This is a genomic window from Halomarina rubra (assembly GCF_023699475.1).
GTDB lineage: Archaea > Halobacteriota > Halobacteria > Halobacteriales > Haloarculaceae > Halomarina > Halomarina rubra.
The window spans coordinates 605,393-624,985 of record NZ_JALXFV010000002.1; the positions used below are offsets into that span (position 1 = coordinate 605,393).

Below are 19,593 nucleotides of genomic sequence, written 5' to 3' on the forward strand. Positions count from 1 at the left end.
GCAGTTCAGGGTGTAAGGCGGACTCGATTCGTTGTTCCCACACGGTACGGGACTCGTTCATCTCGATGCTGGCCGGCCAGACGTACGTCATGTTCGTCGGTTCATCGCGAAACCCCGTGTAGGGCCGCTCGTACATCTCGAACTCCTCGACGACCGTCACCCGGGTAACGGCCTCACAGGCGGCCGCCCCCGTCTCGTATTGTTCGACCAGTCGGCTCTCGTTTGGACCTCGTGGCCCAACGAACCCCTCGGTGGCCATCCGGTAGCTGTGGACACGCGCGACACTACCGAGACGTGCGCCACCCATCGGTTGTGTCACGTTTATATTCCAGTACCGGACCATCAACTGTTCACGGGCCTGCGATTCCATCCTCGACGATTGGAACTCAGGAATCGGCCGTTCGACGACGGTCCCGTTTGCCAGTTCGCGTTGATACGTCTGCCCGTCTCCATCACCATACGAAAAGTCCGTCGGCACCGGGTCATCGGGGTGGAATATCTCCGGTTGCACCCCTGTCTGTCCCCCCGGTACCTTCGCTGGGAAGTACTCATCTGCAATCGGATAAACCACGAGCGCAGACGCACTCCCGATACCCGCAATGACCAACAGCACCACCACGAATCCTCGCTTGACACTCATCTACTCCCCGAGATGAAATTCACTGATATAGACCTTACAGTTCTCAATGCACATCACGGACTGACTCCGGCGAGCTGGTAGATTCTGACCAGCAACGAACCGACCAGTGGCTACGCAGACGCCACCCCGTCTTCATTCGGAGCGCAGACCCGTGATGGTTATCCGTGTGACATCGTGAGCAAACACGATGGCGCCCTCCCGCCGTGCGTTCCTCACCGGAGCGCTCACCACCCTCGCTGGCTGCACCACGTTCGGCCAACACTCGCCCACAACCCCAACACCAGCTCCTGACGGTGATGGCGATGGCATCCCCGATAATGGCGATGAGTTCCCCGACAACCCTGAGTACTACACCGTCAGCTCAAGTTGGCAGACAACAACTGAGGGCCTCGCGACCCTCACTCCCGGTGAGTACAGCGCACACTACCTCCACGGTAACACGGGCGATGACGACCGCCACCTTCACTACGAACTCACAGTCCATGGCTCCCATCCCGTCGACTGTCTGTTCATCGACCGTGATGAGTGGGACCCGTTCGTCGATGGCAACCGCGACGTCCCCATCCGCGACGACCTCAGCGTCCTCGATACCCGAGGGACATCGTTCACCGTCCCCATCCCCCCAGAGCCGTGTCTGTTCGTCCTTGACTACACCGACCAGGGAACGCCCCCAGGTGAGGAACCAGTCAACATCGAACAACTCGGTCAGGTCCTCCTATAGTCCGCGAAGTCGGTCACCGAGACCAATAACCAAACGCCGCGAAAATCTCCTCAATCCCTTTCCACGCGCCATCAACCACGGCGAACTCAACCCACTTCACAACTGAAACCATATCTAGCTCACCGCGCGCCCGCTCACTCACCCTCTGGCATCGTGACTCGTGGCGAAACGTTCAATAATTATAGACTGTCTCTAATGGCTATGTTTGAATCCGATGATCCAGCCGAGTTGATGAACGATCTTCTATTGTTCGTCTTCATCCCGGCTGCACTCACCTTCTCCGGGCTTTGGCTGGCGTTTCGTCTCGTATTCGACGAGATGCTGAGTGCATACGGATTGCCACCGATTGAACCACAACCAGGCTATGGAGCTATCGCTGCAGGCCACGGCCGGATGGCACTTCTCATCGTGCTCACTTCCTTTGTCGTCCTCGTCTTTCTCGGCCTCTATGCCCGCCGTTCCAGAGCCGCATTCATAGCCCGCGGGCAAGCCTGACCGAGATCCGGGCTATGAGCCGACCGGCCATGACACCCTGTCGTGCGAACAGCCATTCGTTGGGAAGGCGCTGAGGTGGCGAGACGCGACGTACGGTACTCGATTGTCTACAACAGTCTGCACATCGAAATACGACCACGAGTGGCCTCCACGCGTTGCAGACACAGAACCATCGAGTAACACTGGCCCGAGGGTCACTGTTCATGGTGGGCTCGCTGCACTCTTTCCCATATCTCTCCCATAGTCCTCCTCTCCAGTGGATGTCTGCTCGGCCACGACGACTGAGCACAGTCAGCGACCCACGGCTGAAGCCGTGGGCTTGTCAGTGGACAGCCAGTCCCACGCGGTGAAGTCGCCGCTCGGTGAAAGCGTCCCTGACTTCAGGGCCAGCTGACTCGTGGCCCGACCAGCCGAGCACGTTTGGCTCGACTGGCCATGGTCGTTCTCCGCAAACCACTGCAACGCGACGTTCCGCGCTGCATTGTAATCTCGGTTGAATTTGAGTCCACAGTCGACACACTCGAAGTCCTTCCCCGAGAGGTTCGACCGCGAACACGAATCACACTCGGTGTTCGAACACCGTTTCGAGGTGTTGCGCGGATTCACCGTCGCAGTCTCGATACCGAGCAGTTCCAACTTGTCTTCAGCGTAGCGCCGAATCCGTTTGAACAGCCACTGCTGAAACTTCGGCAAGTTCGAGATGCGCTTACGAATCCGGGTGAGGTTCTCGAACACGACGTGCGTACAGCGCGCCCACAGCGCGTCCCAAACGATACCGTTCGCACAAGCGTGAGCGTATGCGTCGAAGTGTCGCCACTCACGACCACTCATCTCGTGGAACGTCAAGTGTGCTGAGCGTGTCCCAGTCTGCTGAAGCCCACCCCGAACCCGTTCGAACTGCTCACGGCGGTCGTTCAACGCGTCGGCGTTGCCGTGGAAGCCTGCGACGCTCGTCACGACGCTGTAGCCGTCGACGTTGCGGTCCACGCCGAGAAGTCTGATTCTCGATTGCGTGTCAGAACCATTGTAGTCAGCGGCTGACTGTTTGTTCCACACTGGTTGGGTAGGTCGTGGTCGTTTGCAGACGGCGTGCAGCCAGAAGTGCTCCCCGTCGAAAACAAGTTTCGACGTGCCAAACGACCAGCGACTGTCGAGGACGTACCGCTCGTACGGGGTCCCGTCCAGTTCTGCAGGCAGGACGTATTGACACTCGACACGCCCGCTCACGGTAGCGAGCGAGACCTTGTGCTTGTGGAACGTCGCCGCTCGTTTGTCATACGTTATCACGTACGAGCCATCCTCGCGGCAAATCGAGTACGTGGGTTGGTTGACGCGGTCGCCTGCGTTCCAGTTCGATTTCGCCGAGGACAGGTTGCTCGTCACGTCGCGCATCGCAGCCTGGACGAGGTTCGCGTGCAACTGGTTGGTCTCCTTGCGGAGCGGATCGTACAGGGCGTCGTTGGCGTCTTCGTAGTCAGTGAGCAGGTCGTCGGGTCGTTTCGGGGCGTCCCAGCCGAGGTCGCTCGTTCGTTGCTGGCAGTGGGCGGTTTTGAATCGTGTCCAGTGGAGGTCGTTAATGCGTTCTTCAGGGACGACGAGCGGAATCAGCACGGCTCGTTTCGGCCGGTCGTCGCCCATGCCCGAGCGAACGGGTGATAGAGTGTTAAACCGTCGCTGTGGTGTGAAAGTGAACGACGACATGGGGCTGTCGGGAGGCTACTGCTCGTGGACAGCTTCAAATCATGTCGGCTTCCTCCCACGACTGAAGTCGTGGGTTTCCGCCTTGATATTCTATGAGGAGTGCGGTCAGGGCTGGGAGGGCGAAGACAAACATACCCTCCATTACCCTCCAATATCACCCGCGCGTGCACGAAGCCATCACACACGTCTAAACCTCTGTCCGCGACCGACTGCCATGTCGACTGTCCGGGAGATTCACACACTCACAATACAGCGAGCTTTCGAACCAGACACGAAGTTGTAACTAAATCATCAGCACTCTGAACGACGCCCGTGATAGTATGGCTGGGTTCTGGAAGGGCGTCTTGGTGGTCGTACTGCTTGCCCTGATCGTCACTGTTGCTATCCTCAGCTGGGGGTTGTGGATGCTGACCGGAGCCCTCGAGGAACTCGATGACATCGACGGCAACTCCGGGCCCGCCCTGGATGAGGAATTCCAAGAGGAAGCCAGCACCGTGACCGTTACTGTCATCTCACCAGACAGCGTGACCACTCGCAGGTCTGCGACATCCTCACCCGCCAGTGCTGGTCGCTCAACCACCGCACAAGAGGACGTCACCGCCGAACCGTCAGCGCCTCCTGTGAGTTCGCCAGCCACCTCTGGACCAACAGCGAGACCACGCACAGAGTCTACGATGGCGTCCCCTGCAGAACAGTCACCAGACCAAACTCTCGTCTCGACCGCCCCGCCGACCGACGCCGCTCCTACTGATCGAAAGACCCCGGATGTCCCACAGCCGACCTCGGATACCCCACAGCCGATTCCAGACACCACAGAACCAACCTTGAACACCCAACAGCCTACCCTCGCTACCACCTCCTCACCTCTCAGTGACCCGAACGGCATCCCACCGCTTCCTCCCGATGGCGACTACAACTGCGACGACTTCTCATCGCACGAAGCAGCCCAACGTATCTACGAACGAGACACCACCGACCCCCACGGACTCGACGGCGACGACGATGGTCGCGCCTGTGAGGACCGCTGAACGACCCATCGACTCCGCTCACTGTCGCCTCACTCGTCCGTGTTGCTCATGATGCACAACGCAGGGTTCAGCGGTGGTCGATTCCTCACCGTCGACCACACTACCTTTGAGACGTTCGTCGAGACGAACGCGTTGCGCTGACAGTCACAATCGGCCCGCTTTCTGTATCACGACCCCCTGGTCCGACGAGTCCCGCTCACCGGAAGATCACTCTCAGAACACGGGCACAAAGCAAGCTCCCTGTACGTGTTCACTCGGTGTTCCGTCCGTCCGATACCACGAACAGACTCGTCGCGTCATGGGGTTGGTCGGAGGCATTTAGACACACCTCCATTGGGTCGACACACGCTATCTGAGTTAGAGTAAAGCGGTTGCTGCCCTCCTGTGGGAGCACCTCTGAGCTTGTTGCTCAGTCGTCGAAGGGACTTGCTCGACTCGTTCACTCGGCGCGTACCGGGAACTGAATCGATGGGGTGAGTGAAGCAGGCCGATGAGCAATGGAGATCTGCGCCCACGTCGGGTCGTTACCCGTTCTCGACCCCACTCGTCTCACATCTGGGGCTCAGTTGGCTGTGATGAATCCACGCCTCGTGACAACACGGGCGAGAGGGGCGATTCCAGCAACGTCCGTACTGTGGGCTACTGGCTACACTCCGTTTGCTCATGACTCAGGTCCTTCGCTTGATTCCCCCAGACCCGACGAACCATTCTCACTGCCTCCTCGAACAGACCCACCCATTTTCTGATTACTATATGACAACTTTATGCTATTGTGCTCCGTTACCATATAGCATGGAACACGATGAAGACGCTGGTCACCCTGATGACGAGCCCGTGTACCCCGGTGACTTCATCACTGAGGAGTTCACGAGTGGTGGCCCCCTCGCCGAGTCGGACACCACGGACGCAGTGACCATCTGGATCACTGATTTCGAAGAGTACACAGGCATACTCGAGCAGGAGGGAATCGATAGCTCGTTCATCGAACGGGTGTTCCCAGACGTGTACGCGTACTTCTCCGAAGAAGAACACGCAATCGTGGAGTTCGTGAGCGGCAATCACGCCTCGGCAACACAGTACTTCGACGTCTCGCTCACCGCACTCAGCACCGTCATCGACACGACTGAGTCGATTCACACCATCGCGACCGAGAACGGACTCGACACGTTGGTCGAACGAACTGAATCTGACTTGCAGTTCTACGAGGAACTCCACAGTGAAGGGGAGTCGTTGCACCGATTCTCCGCAGCCCATGCTGCCTTGCTGACCGGCAACACCAGAGCAGCAGCTGACCTGTTCGAAGAGGCCGAAACGAGGCTAGCCGCAGGCGAAAACGAGTTACTCGCACAGATGAGTGCTGCGTACAAGACACTCTGTCAAGGTAACCACGCGCTCTACCTTCAGAACTTCGCGGAAGCAGCAAATCTGTTCGACCAAGCCGCGTTTCGCCTCCGGAACCTCACCGACGACTTCACCGACGAACTTGAAGAATCGGGGACTGCGTTACTAAACTCGGAAATCGCTATCTGTGGGTATCTCGAACAGGTCGCGAGAGCGACCAGAAGTCACCAGCAAGGCGATTACGGTACCGCAATTCGACATTTCGAATCCGCACGAAACACGTGCAAAACCGTCATCGAGGACATGTTTCCTGCTATCGATGCTGACACCAGTGAGGTCCCACCGGTAGTCAGAGAGCGTATTGCAGCGATCTGGCCAAGCTTACTCGGGCTGTCGACCGGCCGACTACGCCAGTGTGAAGGACTGGACCTGCAGAAACGAATGAAATACGACCGTGCCATCGAGCAGTACCGAGAAGCACAGACCGAGTTCGACCACGCCGCAGGGCTGATGTTGGGCTCGAACCTCCCGACGAGTTCGGAGTACTACACCCTCTTGCGGAACTACGCAAACGAGGTTGTCCCGATACTCATCGTCCAGTGTAACCATGAGAAGGAACTGAAAGGTGAGCGAGACGCGGTCATAGGCGAACTGAACCTCATGGTCGACACTTTCGTCAATAAGATCAACCGACTAGACGTCCACGTCGAGACCTGGGCGGACGCCACGGCCACCGCCGACGTCACCGTCGATATCGTCAATGAGTTCAGGCACAACATCGACCTCCAGATTGCAGACCTCCTCGCCGAACTTCCCGACGCAGACCTCCCGTCTGAGGACAAAGACCGATTAGAGACCGCCGCTCAAGAGGTGCAGAACGCACAGGGAGTCGAACCCTACTTCGAGAAGGTGCGCACACTCGGGGTACTTGCTGAAGACATCGTCAATTCCATCGACACCATCATCGATACCTCGGAGACGGTCCTCGAGAAAGCAGCCCCCATCGTCCCGATACTCAAAACGCTCGCCACCATCGCGATGTTCATCTGACCACCCCTTCTCAGACCGGTGGTTCCCCGGGCCAATACTCGAGGGTTCCGACCCCCTGTGGGTCTCCCTGCTTCACCACACGGACTCCATACCGACGGCCCGCGCAGATCCCCCACCGCTCAGACGACTCCGTTCACCGTTCACATCTGTATGCGCGCTCCACGACTCCCCCAACCAGAAACTCCACGACATTCCTATCACTCGAAAATCACGAACCTCCATCTCCGGCGTCGATTCAAACCGTTAGGACCGTCCAAATCACACGAAAAATCACGCCCTAGCCGCCAGAAATATAAAGAGCCATTTACACATTCACGACTTCAGAGGTGTCTCAGAAGTCCCCAAACACCCGATAACGTCGTATTAAGGCCCGAACACCGTTGTTTAAGCCCGTGATATTCTGCGAGCCATGAAAGTTCGATATTTAGGATAGACTTATATTCCCGGAGTCTCTCAGGTGTAACTGAAGCGAACCCGACGCTCAGGACGAAAGTGAAAGGAAGGCCGGTGGGGGTGACCCACCGAGCCCGTAATCGCCGCGCTTTCGCGCTCTACCAGGCATTACTGTGCCTTGCGCCATAAGCGTAGCGGCTGGACTCCTGGCAACGTGGGTCGCGACAGGTACATACAAATGTTCGACAAAATCAAATCGACGTTCGTTGGCGATGATCGTGCGGTCAGCCCAGTAATTGGTGTTATTTTGATGGTCGCTATCACTGTAATCTTGGCGGCTGTCATCGCATCGATGACGCTCGGTCTCGGCGACTCCGTGCAGGAGAACGTCAACGCTGGTGCAAACATCAACTTTGACGATGCAAACAACCAGGTTGACGTGACGTACACAACCGCAGGCAACGCTGACGAAATTGTTGTCACCGTTGAGGAAGTGGATGTCTCCGGAACGTTCACCTCTTCCTCCGCGACGATGGACGAAGTGGGCCAGGTTGAAACATTCGGTGCTGGTTCCCTTCAGGATGGTGACGAGGTCCGCGTGACTGTGGTCGCCTACAAGGGCGACTCGAAGACCGTCATTCAGCAGACCACCGAGTCGGTCTAATTCGTTAGACCGCAGCTGGTACTGCATTCCCACTTTCAATGAATAGCGACATACCCAAGAGCATCTTGTTTGTCACGATATCCCTATTAGTGACAACTCCACTAATCGCAGGACCAGTAATCGGACTCGCAGACTTCACTACCGAGCCGTGGGGGGAAGTCAGTATCACCGAGGCACCAGGCTCGGCTACAATTGACCAAGTAAACGAGTCGAATCTGCGGTTTGACACACCTCCCGTTATTGCCAACGTGAGCAACGTCCGTGGAAGCCCCGTACTCGTATACAAAGTTCACATCCCAGAGTTACAATACTACAACACTGGTCTGCAATATCTATCTGAAAGCGACTCCACTGTGGTTCTTGATACACCAAATGGTTCTCTATCATCTGAAGAGGTTCAGAACGAGACCTACAACGCAGTCGTAGAATTAGAGCTACGTTCCCGCGATAAAGCAGAAAAAATCCATACATCAAACATCACTGTGGAGGTCCGCAAATGAGCATCTCCTCTGCTCTCAGTAGCCGTTTGAACAGCTATCCAGAAGATGCCTCAACTCGATTGAAGAAGGTTTTCTTCGCTTTGTTCGGAGACCGGATTGGAGCTAGTGTCTTTCTAGCAGTGGTCTTGTTTGGACTGATGTTCGTTCGCCAGGGGTTTTTCATCAATGATAACTGGACCATCGCCAATACGTTGGTTGGTGTTGCAGACGGCCACCTTTGGATTGACGAAGTTCGGTATGGTGTAGCAGATTCCCCCGGCGTATTCCTCGTTGATGGGGATCTCTATGGCCGAAACTTTGGTCACGTGTTCTTTGCACTCCCGTTCCTTTGGGCACTCGAAGGAGTATCACAAGTTGCCGACCCACGCGTTGCGTTCGCCGCTCTCTGGAGCCTTCTGCTTCTCGGACTTGTGCTCCTGCAGGGTACGATATTCAACTACGAGACGGAATTCTCTGTTGTTGGAAGCGGTCTTGCGCTACTCATATTCGCAGGTAATCTGGCGGTAGCAACTCCCCTCGATCCGAAGTGGTTCCCACTGATTGCTCTTGAACTGAGTACAGTTGTTGCCTCCGCATTCGTCGCCGTATTGCTCTATCGCCTTCTTGCCCGTATTCATTCACGCCGCGTTGGCGTGTTCGCGGGTTTGACCACCATCCTCGCTACGGGATTCGGATTTTGGTCATCAATTCCTAAGCGACACGCAGTAGTCACTTGCTTGCTGTTCGCGACAATCTACTGCCTGTATCGGTCGCGGGAGGCAGGTGACACGCGAAAGATGCGGCAGTTCCGCGCGCTCGCATACGTCTGGGTTGGTTTGGTGACTTGGGTCAATGCGATGGAAGGGTTGGTGATTTTCATCACCCTCCTTGCGGTTGACATTCCAACAGCACCTTCGAACGACTTGCGGACTGCAATAATCACTGTCATCGCCTTTTCGGTCTCGCTTGTGCCGTTTTTCTTGACCAACTATCTCGTCATCGGTAGCCCAATCGAACCTCCTCACCTGTGGCCCGCATACGATGGAGGTACTGTGTCCTCCGGTCAAAGTGGACGATCTAATTCTAACAGTGGTGGAGGCGCAAGTAGCAAACTACTGATATTGACCAACCTCTTCGGGAGGGGAATCACTGTCATGTTCGAGCAGCCACTCCGATTGGTTGGAACATTCCTTCGGAGCGGGAGCGTGGCTCAGCCGTTCATTGACAAAGGGAACGCGGAAGTTGAACTTGCGATGGTTGAGACGGCACCAATTCTCGGGGTATTCGTCGCATTCCCTGCACTGCTCTTCGTCAAAGTCAAGAACGGATTCACTATTCCGGACCGGAAAAGCCCAGTTTTCGCCGTTGACGTGTTCGTTTTCATTTTCGCTATTCTGTTCTTCCTCGTCTATATTCCCAAGCTCCCCCTCCACGCCCAGATAGGAGCTCGATACTTGATTCCACTGTATGCACTCGGCCTCTACGGTATCGCTCGGCTTTCGATTATACGTGAGGTGTTCGAGAAACAATCCCGAATGGTCTACTGGACCACTGCGAGTGGCGTTCTCATCGGTGGACAGTCCCTCCTAATCTATCTCATTATATCGGATACGACTGGTACCGATCTATTGCAAACCCATGCGTGGATTGGGCTCGGTGTCGCCACTCTCGTTGGAGGATGGGCCTTGCTCTCGGTGACGAAGCGACGTTCCTCTCGTCTTGGAGCCGTCTGCATCGGGCTGGCAGTCGCTGCTGGCACGACGTTCATCCTGCTTACGAATCTTAGTCACCTCGCCTCTGTAGGAGACTTCGTAATCCCCATCGCACGCTGGCTTGCCCTCCGCTTCCTCATAGCGTAGAAATCAGCTATTCGTTGTGGCTTTTTCCAAACGTTGGTGCTTTGCTCTCTTCCCACTGGACGTGACACGACCGACAGAGCGACACGAGATTTTCCAGCCGATTCGCCTTCGTGAGCGAGTCGAATGTTCGCACCTTCTGCAGGTGGTGGACGTCCAACCCCTGTCCGTGCTGGACGCGATGCTCGTGGTCGGTCATCTCACAATCTTCGTCCTGACAGGTCCAACCGTCACGCTCCAACGCCTTGAGCCGCTGGGTAGTCCAGTTGACGCCATACTCGACGGTTCCCTCGACCGTTCCGTGTTCCTTGTTAATGGTGAGGCCCGCTGCCTCGACCGCTTCGTTGTGCGACCCGAACGCACGGATATACGGCCAGATGGAGTACTCCCCCAGCTCGTTTAATTGGTCAATAGTGGGGGTACGCCCCAACTCAGTGGCGAGTTCACGCAGCGCTCTGAGCAACTTCTCGTCCGAGGTGCCCTTACTTCGCCCTGCGTTAGGGTCCAGCCCCGCGGCCTCCAGTGCCCCACTCCACGTTCCAAACTCACGGTAGTAGGGCCGGTAGCTGTACTCGCCGTATTCGTTCATCTCCTCTTGGGACGGTGGCCTCCCCACCTCTTCAGCTAACCTTACGAGTGCAGCGAGCAATGCATCCCGTCCAATCTTCCGCGTTGTCTCCGTTCGCTCCTGCAACCCTGCAGCGTCCCGCGCTGCAGGCCACGAGCCGAACCGCCGATGGTACGCCGACGCCGAGAACTTGCCATGCTCGTCCATGTCGGCCATCCGCGGAACGCGCCCAACCCGCTCAGCGACCTCCCGTAGCTCCTGGATCAACTCCTCTTCGCTCACGGAATTCCGGTGGTTGGGACTCATCCCGGCCGCCGCTAACGCGTCGTTCCACCCACCAAACTGCGTGTAATAGGGACGGTACGAGAACTCCCCAGACTCGTTCATTTCGGTCTGAGTGGGCGTCTTGCCCAACTCATCGGCCAGTTCACGGAGTGCTTCGATCAGATCTTCCTCAGGAATCCCGGGCATTACCGAGTGTCCCCCTCTCCTGGCGTTTCAACCTGCAACTCCGAACCACGCAAGAATTGTGCCGCCGTCTCGTTTGATTGCTGTGCAACCCGCTTGTTGATGCCTATTGAGGGCACGCCCGTCGTGCCCGACGACAAAATAGGGCTGTCGGAGCGCTGTGAGTCACTGAATCGACCTGCCTCGACACGTTCCACGCTCGACTTATCGCTCGCTCCAAACGAGCGAGCCATCCACTCTGCGTATTCAACCGTCGTTCTCTGTGACTGCGCAAACCTTTCGGTAGTTGGGGCTGTCTCTAGCATTGCTTTGGTCCTGCCAAAGCGCGGTCGGGCGTCCTACCGCCCGGCCATTTCCCATCCTTCTCACACTCACAGCGAGTTGTATCGCATGTCACGAATCGCGCGCTGTGAGTCGGTTTGATGAGTCCTGGCGAGACCGCGCTCTGTACGCTATACTACGATTTCCACTAGCTTATGGCTTGTCGTATCTGACACCCTTACTGGACGATAGAGTGTCGTATAACCGGATGGAAAAGCCGCAGTTCGTGGTCTGGAGCCGATTGTGGGGGACGTGGAGTAGAGGGTGAACGTCTTCTCCAAGCTTCGGAAATCTCTGTTTAAACAACTCGAGAAATATCGCCCTGGCCAGAAAGTTGGAGAGGGATACGAGTGAGCTAATCCTATATTGACCCAAAGAATAGAGGGCAGCGGCTTAGGACGACGCTTCACCGACAGCCGCAGGGATCGTGGTTGGAGAGACTTCGGCGTTAGCGCAGGATTGGCAGTAAACATTTTCACCGGAGTCGATGGTTTTGAGCGTGACACCCAAGAACACCTTCTCTTTTTTATACTGCCGACGGAGCCCGGGAGCGACTGGCCCATTGCAGGAGGTGCACGGACTAGAAGAAGACTGAACGGTCGTTTCGTCAACCGAAGCCGTCTCACCGAATGTAAACACGCTGTGTTCGCTCTGCAGTCGCTGTCTGAACTGGGGAATGAGCACGACTCCGATGCCTATCAACAGCGTCCCCGTAATGATTGACACGATAACTCCAGACTCACCGGCATCAGCAAACGCTCCGATTCCCGCTAACAGGAAAAACCCGCCAGCGAGGAGTTGTACGATCATGATGATCGGCTGTGAGTCAACATCGATGTTCATATCGGAGATGTTGATACCTGACCTCTGATTTCCGCTTTGACGGACGCCACAGTTCGGACAAAGTTCCGCTGCGGCATTCACCTCTTCACCACATGAGGTACAGAAAGCTGTTGGGTCCGAAGACGATGCTGACGTACCATTTCGAACGCCGCAGCTTGGGCAGATTTCTGCCTTAATTTTGATTGTGTCTCCACAGGACTTGCAAAACTTCTCATCGTACCCGTGGTCTCTGGTCATGGTTAGTTGACGTACTTGCGTTGGAACTCTTCGTCAGATTTCGTCAAGTAAATGATTCCTTCGACCAACCCGAGAAGCATCGGGATAAACGTCCAACAGAAGACGAGATAGAGCACTCCCCATCCAGTTTCACCGAGGTAGAACTTGTGTGCCCCAAGTCCACCGAGAATGAGCGCAAAGATGGCGGCTGTCGTTCGGTCTTTGTCAGAATCACCGGCATCAGAGGCTGGTTCGCTGACTCGTACCCCACACTCGGGGCAAATTTCTGCCGCGCTCTTAATCACACTGCCACAAGACGAACAAAATTCTTCGTTTGGTCCTGGCGTCTTAGTTTCTCCCGACATAGACATTTCAACTGAAATTTACGCACTGATAAAACTTATTGAAACCCTGTTAGTAATGTCAGATTTTCAATCAGGTTTACATGATTGGTTGGTGGCTGCTAAAGAAAATCCAATTGATGTCCAAATCCAATCTAATCAAAGCACAGTGTAAGTCCTGAGAGACGGCTCAAGCAAGGTTCGTTGAATCGGAGTTCGCATTCCTCCATGTCCGTGCAGCAGCTCGTTTCCACAATTCGAGGGCGCGGCTTGTATCGATGAATTGACGCTGTGGTACGCCAGACTCATTGCGTACTTGACTGGTGACCCTTCTTGACATGGGGTATAATATTGTCTTCAAAAATTGCTGCTCTGTCGATGGTATCCTCTCGTGGGTCTCCTTTGAGCTCATCCAGCCCGACACCGTACAGGTTGGTGAGATGGTCGTGTTCTTCGAGCCGTGTGAGTCGCTGCTGACGTCGTGGGGGGACTCACGTGGCCGGTTGGGTTCTGGTTCCCTTTGGCCTGGTTTCTGTCTCCTCTCGCTCGTCGATCGCTATTTTCCCTCCCGTGTCTAACTCGCCTTCGGCACTCGCCTGTTCTAACGTCGTAATTTCTTCAGCGTAGTGGATGAACGTGTCGACAGAGGCGACAACGATGCGAGCCTCGATGGTGATCAGTTCGAGACCAATGATTGAGATACGGGCCCAGACGTCGATGACGATGCCCTTATCGAGAATTCTGTCGAGGGCGTCTGCCAGACTTGACGATTCGGGTGCTCGTTGTGTCATGGAATCAGCCTCAAAGGCCCTCTCAGAGCCCAACGTGTATCAGACTGACGACAAGAATGGGCGAATGTAATTTTACTATGCTTATTAATGGATAATTAGAACATATTCAATGAGGTGTGTGGTATTTGTGTTCGATACCGTCTTACTACTTAGCATCCGCCAGACACCTTGTCTCGATTGCCGCATTTCATGGGGAGATGTGCGAAGTCCGCGCGGACTGCTGGCTGAGAATCACACCTCTGAGTGCCCATGTCTGAAGGAAATCTGTACGTGTACGGTATTGTGGGCGCGACCGACCTCGACAAAGAGACCTCCGGTGTCAACGGGAGCAAGCGAGTATATACCATTACCCACGAGGACGTCTCGGCGGTTGTTTCCGAAGTCGATACGATAGACTCCGGGCGGAAAATGTTCACCCAACACTCCAGAGGGAGTCGCCGCCGAGCTCAGGGTCGCTCTGAAGGCGCTTGAGGCCGCACTCGAGAAGCGTGGTGAGCAGCTCCAAGCGGGCGAATCGTGAACTATTCGTTGAGACATTGCTCGTTGGGGTACCACTCGTTGAAGAACGTGCGAGTGTCCACCCACGGTGTGACTCGTATCGGGGCGAACTCGATCACATCCGCCAGTGTGGAAGATATGGATGGGTTGTCCTCTACGGCCGTGTTCGATACGGCGGCTGTTGTCGGTACACGAAGCACGCTCACGGCTTCGTGATTCATCCCACGACTGACGTCGTGGGCTTTCTCCTTAATCTCGTGTAAGCGCATGGCGGAACCGCTCACGGAAGACGTCGCGAAATGAAAGCCCCCTGGCCAGCTTCTGCGATATTCTCGACACAGAATCTGAACTCTAATCGGATGTGCCTGTATGGCTGATTCGTTTTTTGCCTTCTCAGGACGCCGTTCGTTCGGATTGACCGTGCTGGTTCGTCCTGTACATCCCTCGGAGGTATCGGACGAGACTCGCGAGCACCACGGCTTCAACGTAGGTGACGAACATGACCACGACACCAAAGAGGAGGGTGCTTCCTGCGGCGAAGGGAGCGATGTCACGGACAGTCGTGCCGACCGCGAAGGCGAGAAGCGAAGGAATCCAGAGCGGTGTGAGCAACCCGTACAGAGAACTGGGGAGGACACCGGCTTCGAGGGTCACCCACAGAGCGAGGAGGGCACCGAAGACGTCTCGGACACATCGATTGAGGAGGAGAGGAAGGACACGTGACTGTTTACCAATCATCATGACCTTCGGTTTGAACACATACTGATGAATGTTGGGTATTGGCGTGGGGGAAACGAGACTGTCGAAACCACACTGAGTCGTGTACGATTTCCACACACCAGCCTACCAACTAGATGCAATGATTAACTCACAGTCATGATGGCTACAGCCAATATTTCCACACATGGGTTGAATCCCCGCTAGAAGACTCCTCTGACTGTTTGTGGATCAGGTGGTGGCCTCAAGGCCACAGTGTGCGTGGCCATGAAGGGAGGTGATTCGAGATACACGAACCTGGTTAACTACTGTTTGCGGGCTTATTGGGGCCTCTCATCGCGGTTTTCGAATGATGCGTCGAGTCGTCGGCTGACACTCCAGCAGGACGTTCAACGCGAATCGTGGGCTCAAAGTTCCACACATGGTCGCAGTATGGCGATTATCGCATCAACACACGCACCGCCAGAGTGGCCAGTACTCCATCGTCACGGTTGAAGATACTGGCGTCTGAATGGCTGTAGTCGCGGTATTCAAGATATTGGGTCACACACAGCCGAGGCAGAAACGCCACCGAACGGCGACGTTTCGACCCGAATCGAGTTCCACAATTGGCCACCCTGTAGCGATTTCGCGCTGTCGTCACTGGGCTGAGGTGCGCTCTCACAGCTTCGATTGACCTCTTCTATCGCCTGCATTCGGGGGTTTCAGTCGATGGCCGACTGTGGCGTGGTAATCACCAGTGTAGATGGGGGCGCTAGCGGTGGTGGCATTTCCACAGGTGGCTTTGTAGGGGCTTCTAGCGGGGGTTTGGACCATGTGTGGAAACTGCGGTGGTGTTTCGGCCTGATCAGTAACTGGTTGGCCGTCAGTCTCGTGAATGGGCTTGTCTCGAAAGTGCGAGAACTGTACCAGACTGCGCTCGCCTGAGCACGACTTCACTTAGCGATGAATCGAGCAATCCAGACGATTGGAATCACCGGGATGGCCAGGCCGGTGACGAGCAATGCGATGGCGATGATGATCTTCTCGGTGCGACTCGACTCGTGCCAGATTGAGTGCCACATATCGTCGATGGACTGTGCTGTTCGCTGGATCAAACCTGCCATGCTCAACAAAGAGGGTGGAAAGACGGGTAACCCCAGTGCCTGCGTCGTTCGTTCTTCTGGCAACCCCCTGCCGTGAATCCCTCACTCTTCGCAGAAGGTATTTACGAGGAAGACCGCGACCTGAATGCGGCGAAGAACATCCGTTCTCGCGGTCGCAAGCGGTTAGGGGCGGGACGCTCCGAAGCAACGCCTGTGCAGACTGCGCTCCCTGTGTTCACCCTTCGCGGGTGGCTGCAAAGCGCGTCGTGGAAGCAGGAAGCCCCGAGACTTGACCTCGGGGCAGGTTCACAGTGGAACAACCCTAGGTGTGGTGGCCATTGACCGCCGCACAGAGGTGAGAGTTATCCTCTCAGGCCACCGTTTTGATGAGGTCTTCTGACGAGGGGAGAATGCCGAGTTGCTGGAGGAACTCCAAATTGTCGGATTCCTCCCAGCGTTCGACAATCATCCCGTCTGCGAGTCGCATGAGAACCATGTTCGACCCTTTGACATGGTTGCCTGTGGGTTCAAACCCAGCAAACGGCCCCTCGTTCGTTCCCTCAAACGTAAACCGAACCAAGACCTTGTCGTCCTCGGCGAGCATCTCTTCGATCGTCACCATTGCGTCGGGAAACGCCGCACGTGCGGCTTCAACGTGACGGACGAATCCCTCGAATCCCCTCGCCTCCTCCGGAGTGAGTGTTTCGTCCGAGATAGGATCATGATTGACGACGCTCTTTGCAATCAGTTCGTCAAGCAAATCAATCCGCCCCTCGTTAAAGGCCACTTCGTAGTACCGTCGCACAACTTCCTTGTTCTCGTTGGGTGTAGCCATGGCCAATCACGATATCAGATACGCCTTATAGCACGATAAGCCAGTCTGAAGGATTTGTGGCCTATCCGCTGAACCAGAGTATCTCGACGAGTGCTACCGTCCAGTACTGCATCGAACGCTCAACGTGAATTTCGGACTGAACAATTGAACTGCTGAATATGCGCCCTGTGTGCAGCACGATAAAATCGACAAAATTTCGAGAAGTCGAACTCTCCACAGTTAGACCCACGCTCTGCATCTAACAAAACCGGCAAACACCGAGCGGCGTTATTTTCAGACCGAGTCGTAGTGACGCAGCTGGTAGATACGTGCCGCCTATCTTGCAGTCGCAGTCTGTGGCGGGTGGCGAGAGTTCCGGAAGAACTGCCATGCAGAGATAAGGAATACGAGCATGAAGCACACCGCTGCGACAAGCGCTAAATCGCCACCTTCGCCAATGACAATTCTCGCTGCTTGGGCACTACCGGCTACGAACGTAGCGATAGCGATGAGCGCTAACTTCCGCTGAGAGACGGTGCCTGTGCTGGACATTATTCCATGTAAATTCTCCTATGGCATCAGTTTTCGTCCGCCAAGCCAGCGGTCCCATTGAATGACTGAGCGATAGACTCACGCTCTCTGTCTACCAATACCGGCAATCGACGTGAGCAGTTTCTTTTTCGCTTGTTCGTGCTGACTCAACTGTCATAGAGAGGAGGAGAAACTACCCTACCCAGCTTGTTTACGGCTGATGCCGTTCGCTTTTGATGTACCTCTGGGAAAATCCCCGAAGTCCCGGCCCTTAGAGTCCGCCGTACGGACCGGCCTTCGATTCAGTCAGCCGGTCGACCTGCTCCTCGGAGAGGTCGATACGCGCGGCACCGAGGTTCTCCTCCAGTTGCTCGATGGTACGTGCGCCGACGATGGGTGCGGTGACACCGTCGCGGTGCATGAGCCACGCGAGCGCGGTCTGGGCGGGGCTGGCGTCGACCTCTTCGGCGACCGCTTCGAGTTCGTCGTGAACGTCGAAGTTCTCCTCGGTGAGGTAGGCGTCTTCGAACCGGCTCGACTCGGAGGCTCGTGACTCTCCGGTCAGTCCCTCCTCACGACTGTACTTCCCCGTCAAAAAGCCCTGGCCGAGCGGACTCCACGGACAGACTGCGATGCCGAAGTGCCGCGTCATCTCCAGGTAGTCGCCTTCTACCTCCCGGTCGACGAGGTTGTAGCGTGGCTGGGCGACCGTGAACGGCTCCCACCCCTCCGCGCGGGCGATTTCGTTCGCCTTGGCCACCTTCCAGGCGTTCGGGCGCATCGTCGACGTACCGAGGTAGTTGACCTTGTTGTCCTCGACGAGTCCGTTGAGCGTCTTCATCAGCTCGCGCGTCGGGGTATCGTCGTCCCAGCGGTGGATGTACAGAATGTCGACGTAGTCGGTATCGAGGCGGTCCAACAGGGCGTCGAGTCGATGGCGAATGTTCTTGCGGTTGTTTCCTCGCGAGTTGGGGTCGCCTTCGCGAATCTGCCAGAAGATCTTCGAAGCGATGGTGTAGCGCTGGCGGTCACGCTCTTCGAGCCACTCGCCGATCCAGCGCTCGGAGTCCCCGCCCCCGTAGACGTCGGCAGTGTCGATGAACCGCCCGCCAGCGTCGGCGTAGGCATCGAGGAGTTCGTGTGCCCGCTCCTGGCCGATCTCGATGTTCCCTTCTTCGGTCTCCTTGCCGAAGCGCCACGTGCCGAACTGGAGTTCACTCGTCTGTAGTCCCGTGTCGCCGAGCTGTACGAATCCGAGCTGTGAGTCCTCAGTCATCGGCGGAGCTTCGGACGAGCGACTGAAAAACCCAGAGTCACCGGCAGGGTAGACGGTCGGTCTCGACCAATTCTCTCGATCGGACTCCTCGAACGAGGACCGTGGGGGCGGTACGACTTCACCGTCGACCGCTCCTCTCGGCCGCGAGTCCGCTCACACCACCCGAACGGCGAGCGACCGGGCGCGTAGTCACCAGCGAACTCGACCGTTCGTCGGAGACCCCTCCTACATCGAGGATTTCGCGATGGTCGACTCGCCACCACAGACGACCGCCGGAGGGCGTTCCGACCGGCCTGTGGATTAGCTGCTGGCAGAGAGGCCGCCGGACTGCGTGTCGAGACCGGAGTAGTCGGGTTCGTCGCCGAGATACGCCCCGAGTTCTTCGAGGCGGTCTCCTGGTGTGACCGTCTGTTCTTTGCGGTCGAAGACGACGGCCTCCGCAGCCGCGAGCTTCGGGAGCGCACAGTGATACAGCGTGATCGCTCGCTGCTCGACCGCGTCTTCACTATCGGTCGAATCGGGGGAGACGGCGGGGTCGAGTCGGACGAGCTCGTCGGCGAGCGTCCGGACGTCCCACGACCCCCCGACCTCGAGCAAGAACGCGACCACCTGTCGACGGGTATCAGTCTCCAACAACCGAGCGACCTCACCGGGTGGAGTCTCCGAATCAGTGTAACTCATACAGTAGAGAATGACGTACAAGAGAGTAATTCAGTTGCCTAAATGGATAGGTCAAAGCTGGTCCCAACCACTGAG

20 protein-coding genes and 1 pseudogene are annotated in these 19,593 nt (G+C 56.3%); 11 read left to right on the forward strand and 10 right to left on the reverse strand.

Annotation, left to right across the window (positions count from 1 at the left end; all coding sequences use genetic code 11):
- Window positions 1-640, reverse strand: a 640-nt coding sequence (locus tag M1L36_RS04410; protein WP_250872497.1) for a hypothetical protein, incomplete at its 3' end; no start/stop codon positions are given.
- A gap of 187 nt (window positions 641-827) precedes the next feature.
- Here M1L36_RS04410 and M1L36_RS04415 point away from each other — a divergent pair.
- Window positions 828-1,361 (forward strand): hypothetical protein, encoded by a 534-nt coding sequence (locus M1L36_RS04415; protein ID WP_250872498.1) that lies wholly within the window; start codon window positions 828-830, stop codon window positions 1,359-1,361.
- 201 nt (window positions 1,362-1,562) lie between these two features.
- Window positions 1,563-1,856, forward strand: coding sequence for a hypothetical protein (locus tag M1L36_RS04420; protein WP_250872499.1), 294 nt, complete (start codon window positions 1,563-1,565; stop codon window positions 1,854-1,856).
- 291 nt (window positions 1,857-2,147) lie between these two features.
- Here M1L36_RS04420 and M1L36_RS04425 read toward each other — a convergent pair whose 3' ends face one another.
- Entirely contained in the window at window positions 2,148-3,494 is a 1,347-nt protein-coding gene (locus M1L36_RS04425) for an RNA-guided endonuclease InsQ/TnpB family protein (protein WP_250872500.1), read from the reverse strand.
- A 383-nt stretch (window positions 3,495-3,877) separates the two neighbouring features.
- Here M1L36_RS04425 and M1L36_RS04430 point away from each other — a divergent pair, with 383 nt between their 5' ends.
- The 5 genes from M1L36_RS04430 to M1L36_RS04450 all read left to right on the forward strand — a co-directional run bounded on the left by M1L36_RS04430 (window position 3,878) and on the right by M1L36_RS04450 (window position 10,371).
- Window positions 3,878-4,585: an excalibur calcium-binding domain-containing protein gene (locus M1L36_RS04430; RefSeq protein ID WP_250872501.1), complete on the forward strand. Its 708-nt coding sequence runs from the start codon at window positions 3,878-3,880 to the stop codon at window positions 4,583-4,585.
- 792 nt (window positions 4,586-5,377) lie between these two features.
- Complete coding sequence (locus tag M1L36_RS04435; RefSeq protein ID WP_250872502.1) at window positions 5,378-6,976, forward strand: hypothetical protein; 1,599 nt, start codon at window positions 5,378-5,380, stop codon at window positions 6,974-6,976.
- Window positions 6,977-7,607: 631 nt separating this feature from the next.
- The gene (locus tag M1L36_RS04440) at window positions 7,608-8,033 is read left to right on the forward strand and encodes a type IV pilin domain-containing protein (protein WP_250872503.1); all 426 of its coding nucleotides are present in this window, start codon (window positions 7,608-7,610) and stop codon (window positions 8,031-8,033) included.
- A gap of 38 nt (window positions 8,034-8,071) precedes the next feature.
- Window positions 8,072-8,533, forward strand: coding sequence for a hypothetical protein (locus M1L36_RS04445; RefSeq protein WP_250872504.1), 462 nt, complete (start codon window positions 8,072-8,074; stop codon window positions 8,531-8,533).
- Window positions 8,530-10,371 (forward strand): glycosyltransferase family protein, encoded by a 1,842-nt coding sequence (locus M1L36_RS04450; protein ID WP_250872505.1) that lies wholly within the window; start codon window positions 8,530-8,532, stop codon window positions 10,369-10,371. The genes M1L36_RS04445 and M1L36_RS04450 overlap by 4 nt, the downstream gene beginning before the upstream one ends.
- Before the next feature lie 7 nt (window positions 10,372-10,378).
- Here the strand turns inward: M1L36_RS04450 and M1L36_RS04455 are convergent, their stop codons facing one another.
- From M1L36_RS04455 to M1L36_RS21530, 3 genes are all read right to left on the reverse strand, one after another.
- Window positions 10,379-11,407: a homing endonuclease associated repeat-containing protein gene (locus M1L36_RS04455; RefSeq protein WP_250872506.1), complete on the reverse strand. Its 1,029-nt coding sequence runs from the start codon at window positions 11,405-11,407 to the stop codon at window positions 10,379-10,381.
- 711 nt (window positions 11,408-12,118) lie between these two features.
- Window positions 12,119-12,805 carry a DUF8108 domain-containing protein gene (locus M1L36_RS04460; RefSeq protein WP_250872507.1) on the reverse strand — a complete coding sequence of 229 codons (687 nt, stop codon included), beginning with the start codon at window positions 12,803-12,805 and terminating at the stop codon, window positions 12,119-12,121.
- A gap of 2 nt (window positions 12,806-12,807) precedes the next feature.
- On the reverse strand, window positions 12,808-13,089 hold the full coding sequence (locus tag M1L36_RS21530; protein ID WP_369694204.1) for a TM2 domain-containing protein: 282 nt from the start codon (window positions 13,087-13,089) through the stop codon (window positions 12,808-12,810).
- On the opposite strand from M1L36_RS21530, the gene M1L36_RS04465 reads away from it, so the two are divergent.
- Window positions 12,974-13,300, forward strand: coding sequence for a hypothetical protein (locus M1L36_RS04465; RefSeq protein ID WP_250872508.1), 327 nt, complete (start codon window positions 12,974-12,976; stop codon window positions 13,298-13,300). The genes M1L36_RS21530 and M1L36_RS04465 overlap by 116 nt on opposite strands.
- A gap of 316 nt (window positions 13,301-13,616) precedes the next feature.
- Here M1L36_RS04465 and gvpA read toward each other — a convergent pair whose 3' ends face one another.
- Entirely contained in the window at window positions 13,617-13,916 is a 300-nt protein-coding gene (gvpA, locus tag M1L36_RS04470) for a gas vesicle protein GvpA (protein ID WP_250872509.1), read from the reverse strand.
- 249 nt (window positions 13,917-14,165) lie between these two features.
- Here gvpA and M1L36_RS21535 point away from each other — a divergent pair, with 249 nt between their 5' ends.
- A complete protein-coding gene (locus tag M1L36_RS21535; protein ID WP_369694205.1) occupies window positions 14,166-14,387 on the forward strand; it encodes a GvpL/GvpF family gas vesicle protein in 222 nt (73 codons plus the stop codon).
- 396 nt (window positions 14,388-14,783) lie between these two features.
- Window positions 14,784-15,137, forward strand: a complete 354-nt coding sequence (locus M1L36_RS04475) for a hypothetical protein (RefSeq protein WP_250872510.1) — start codon at window positions 14,784-14,786, stop codon at window positions 15,135-15,137.
- 929 nt (window positions 15,138-16,066) lie between these two features.
- On the opposite strand, the gene M1L36_RS04480 is transcribed toward M1L36_RS04475, so the two are convergent.
- Window positions 16,067-16,237, reverse strand: coding sequence for a hypothetical protein (locus tag M1L36_RS04480; protein WP_250872511.1), 171 nt, complete (start codon window positions 16,235-16,237; stop codon window positions 16,067-16,069).
- A gap of 102 nt (window positions 16,238-16,339) precedes the next feature.
- Here M1L36_RS04480 and M1L36_RS04485 point away from each other — a divergent pair.
- A pseudogene (locus tag M1L36_RS04485) lies at window positions 16,340-16,509 on the forward strand (RNA-guided endonuclease InsQ/TnpB family protein); the annotation flags it as partial.
- Window positions 16,510-16,586: 77 nt separating this feature from the next.
- Here M1L36_RS04485 and M1L36_RS04490 read toward each other — a convergent pair.
- The 3 genes from M1L36_RS04490 to M1L36_RS04500 all read right to left on the reverse strand — a co-directional run bounded on the left by M1L36_RS04490 (window position 16,587) and on the right by M1L36_RS04500 (window position 19,518).
- The gene (locus M1L36_RS04490) at window positions 16,587-17,051 is read right to left on the reverse strand and encodes an ester cyclase (RefSeq protein WP_250872512.1); all 465 of its coding nucleotides are present in this window, start codon (window positions 17,049-17,051) and stop codon (window positions 16,587-16,589) included.
- A 781-nt stretch (window positions 17,052-17,832) separates the two neighbouring features.
- On the reverse strand, window positions 17,833-18,837 hold the full coding sequence (locus tag M1L36_RS04495) for an aldo/keto reductase (RefSeq protein WP_250872513.1): 1,005 nt from the start codon (window positions 18,835-18,837) through the stop codon (window positions 17,833-17,835).
- Window positions 18,838-19,137: 300 nt separating this feature from the next.
- Entirely contained in the window at window positions 19,138-19,518 is a 381-nt protein-coding gene (locus M1L36_RS04500) for a DUF7344 domain-containing protein (RefSeq protein WP_250872514.1), read from the reverse strand.
- Window positions 19,519-19,593: the final 75 nt, after the last annotated feature.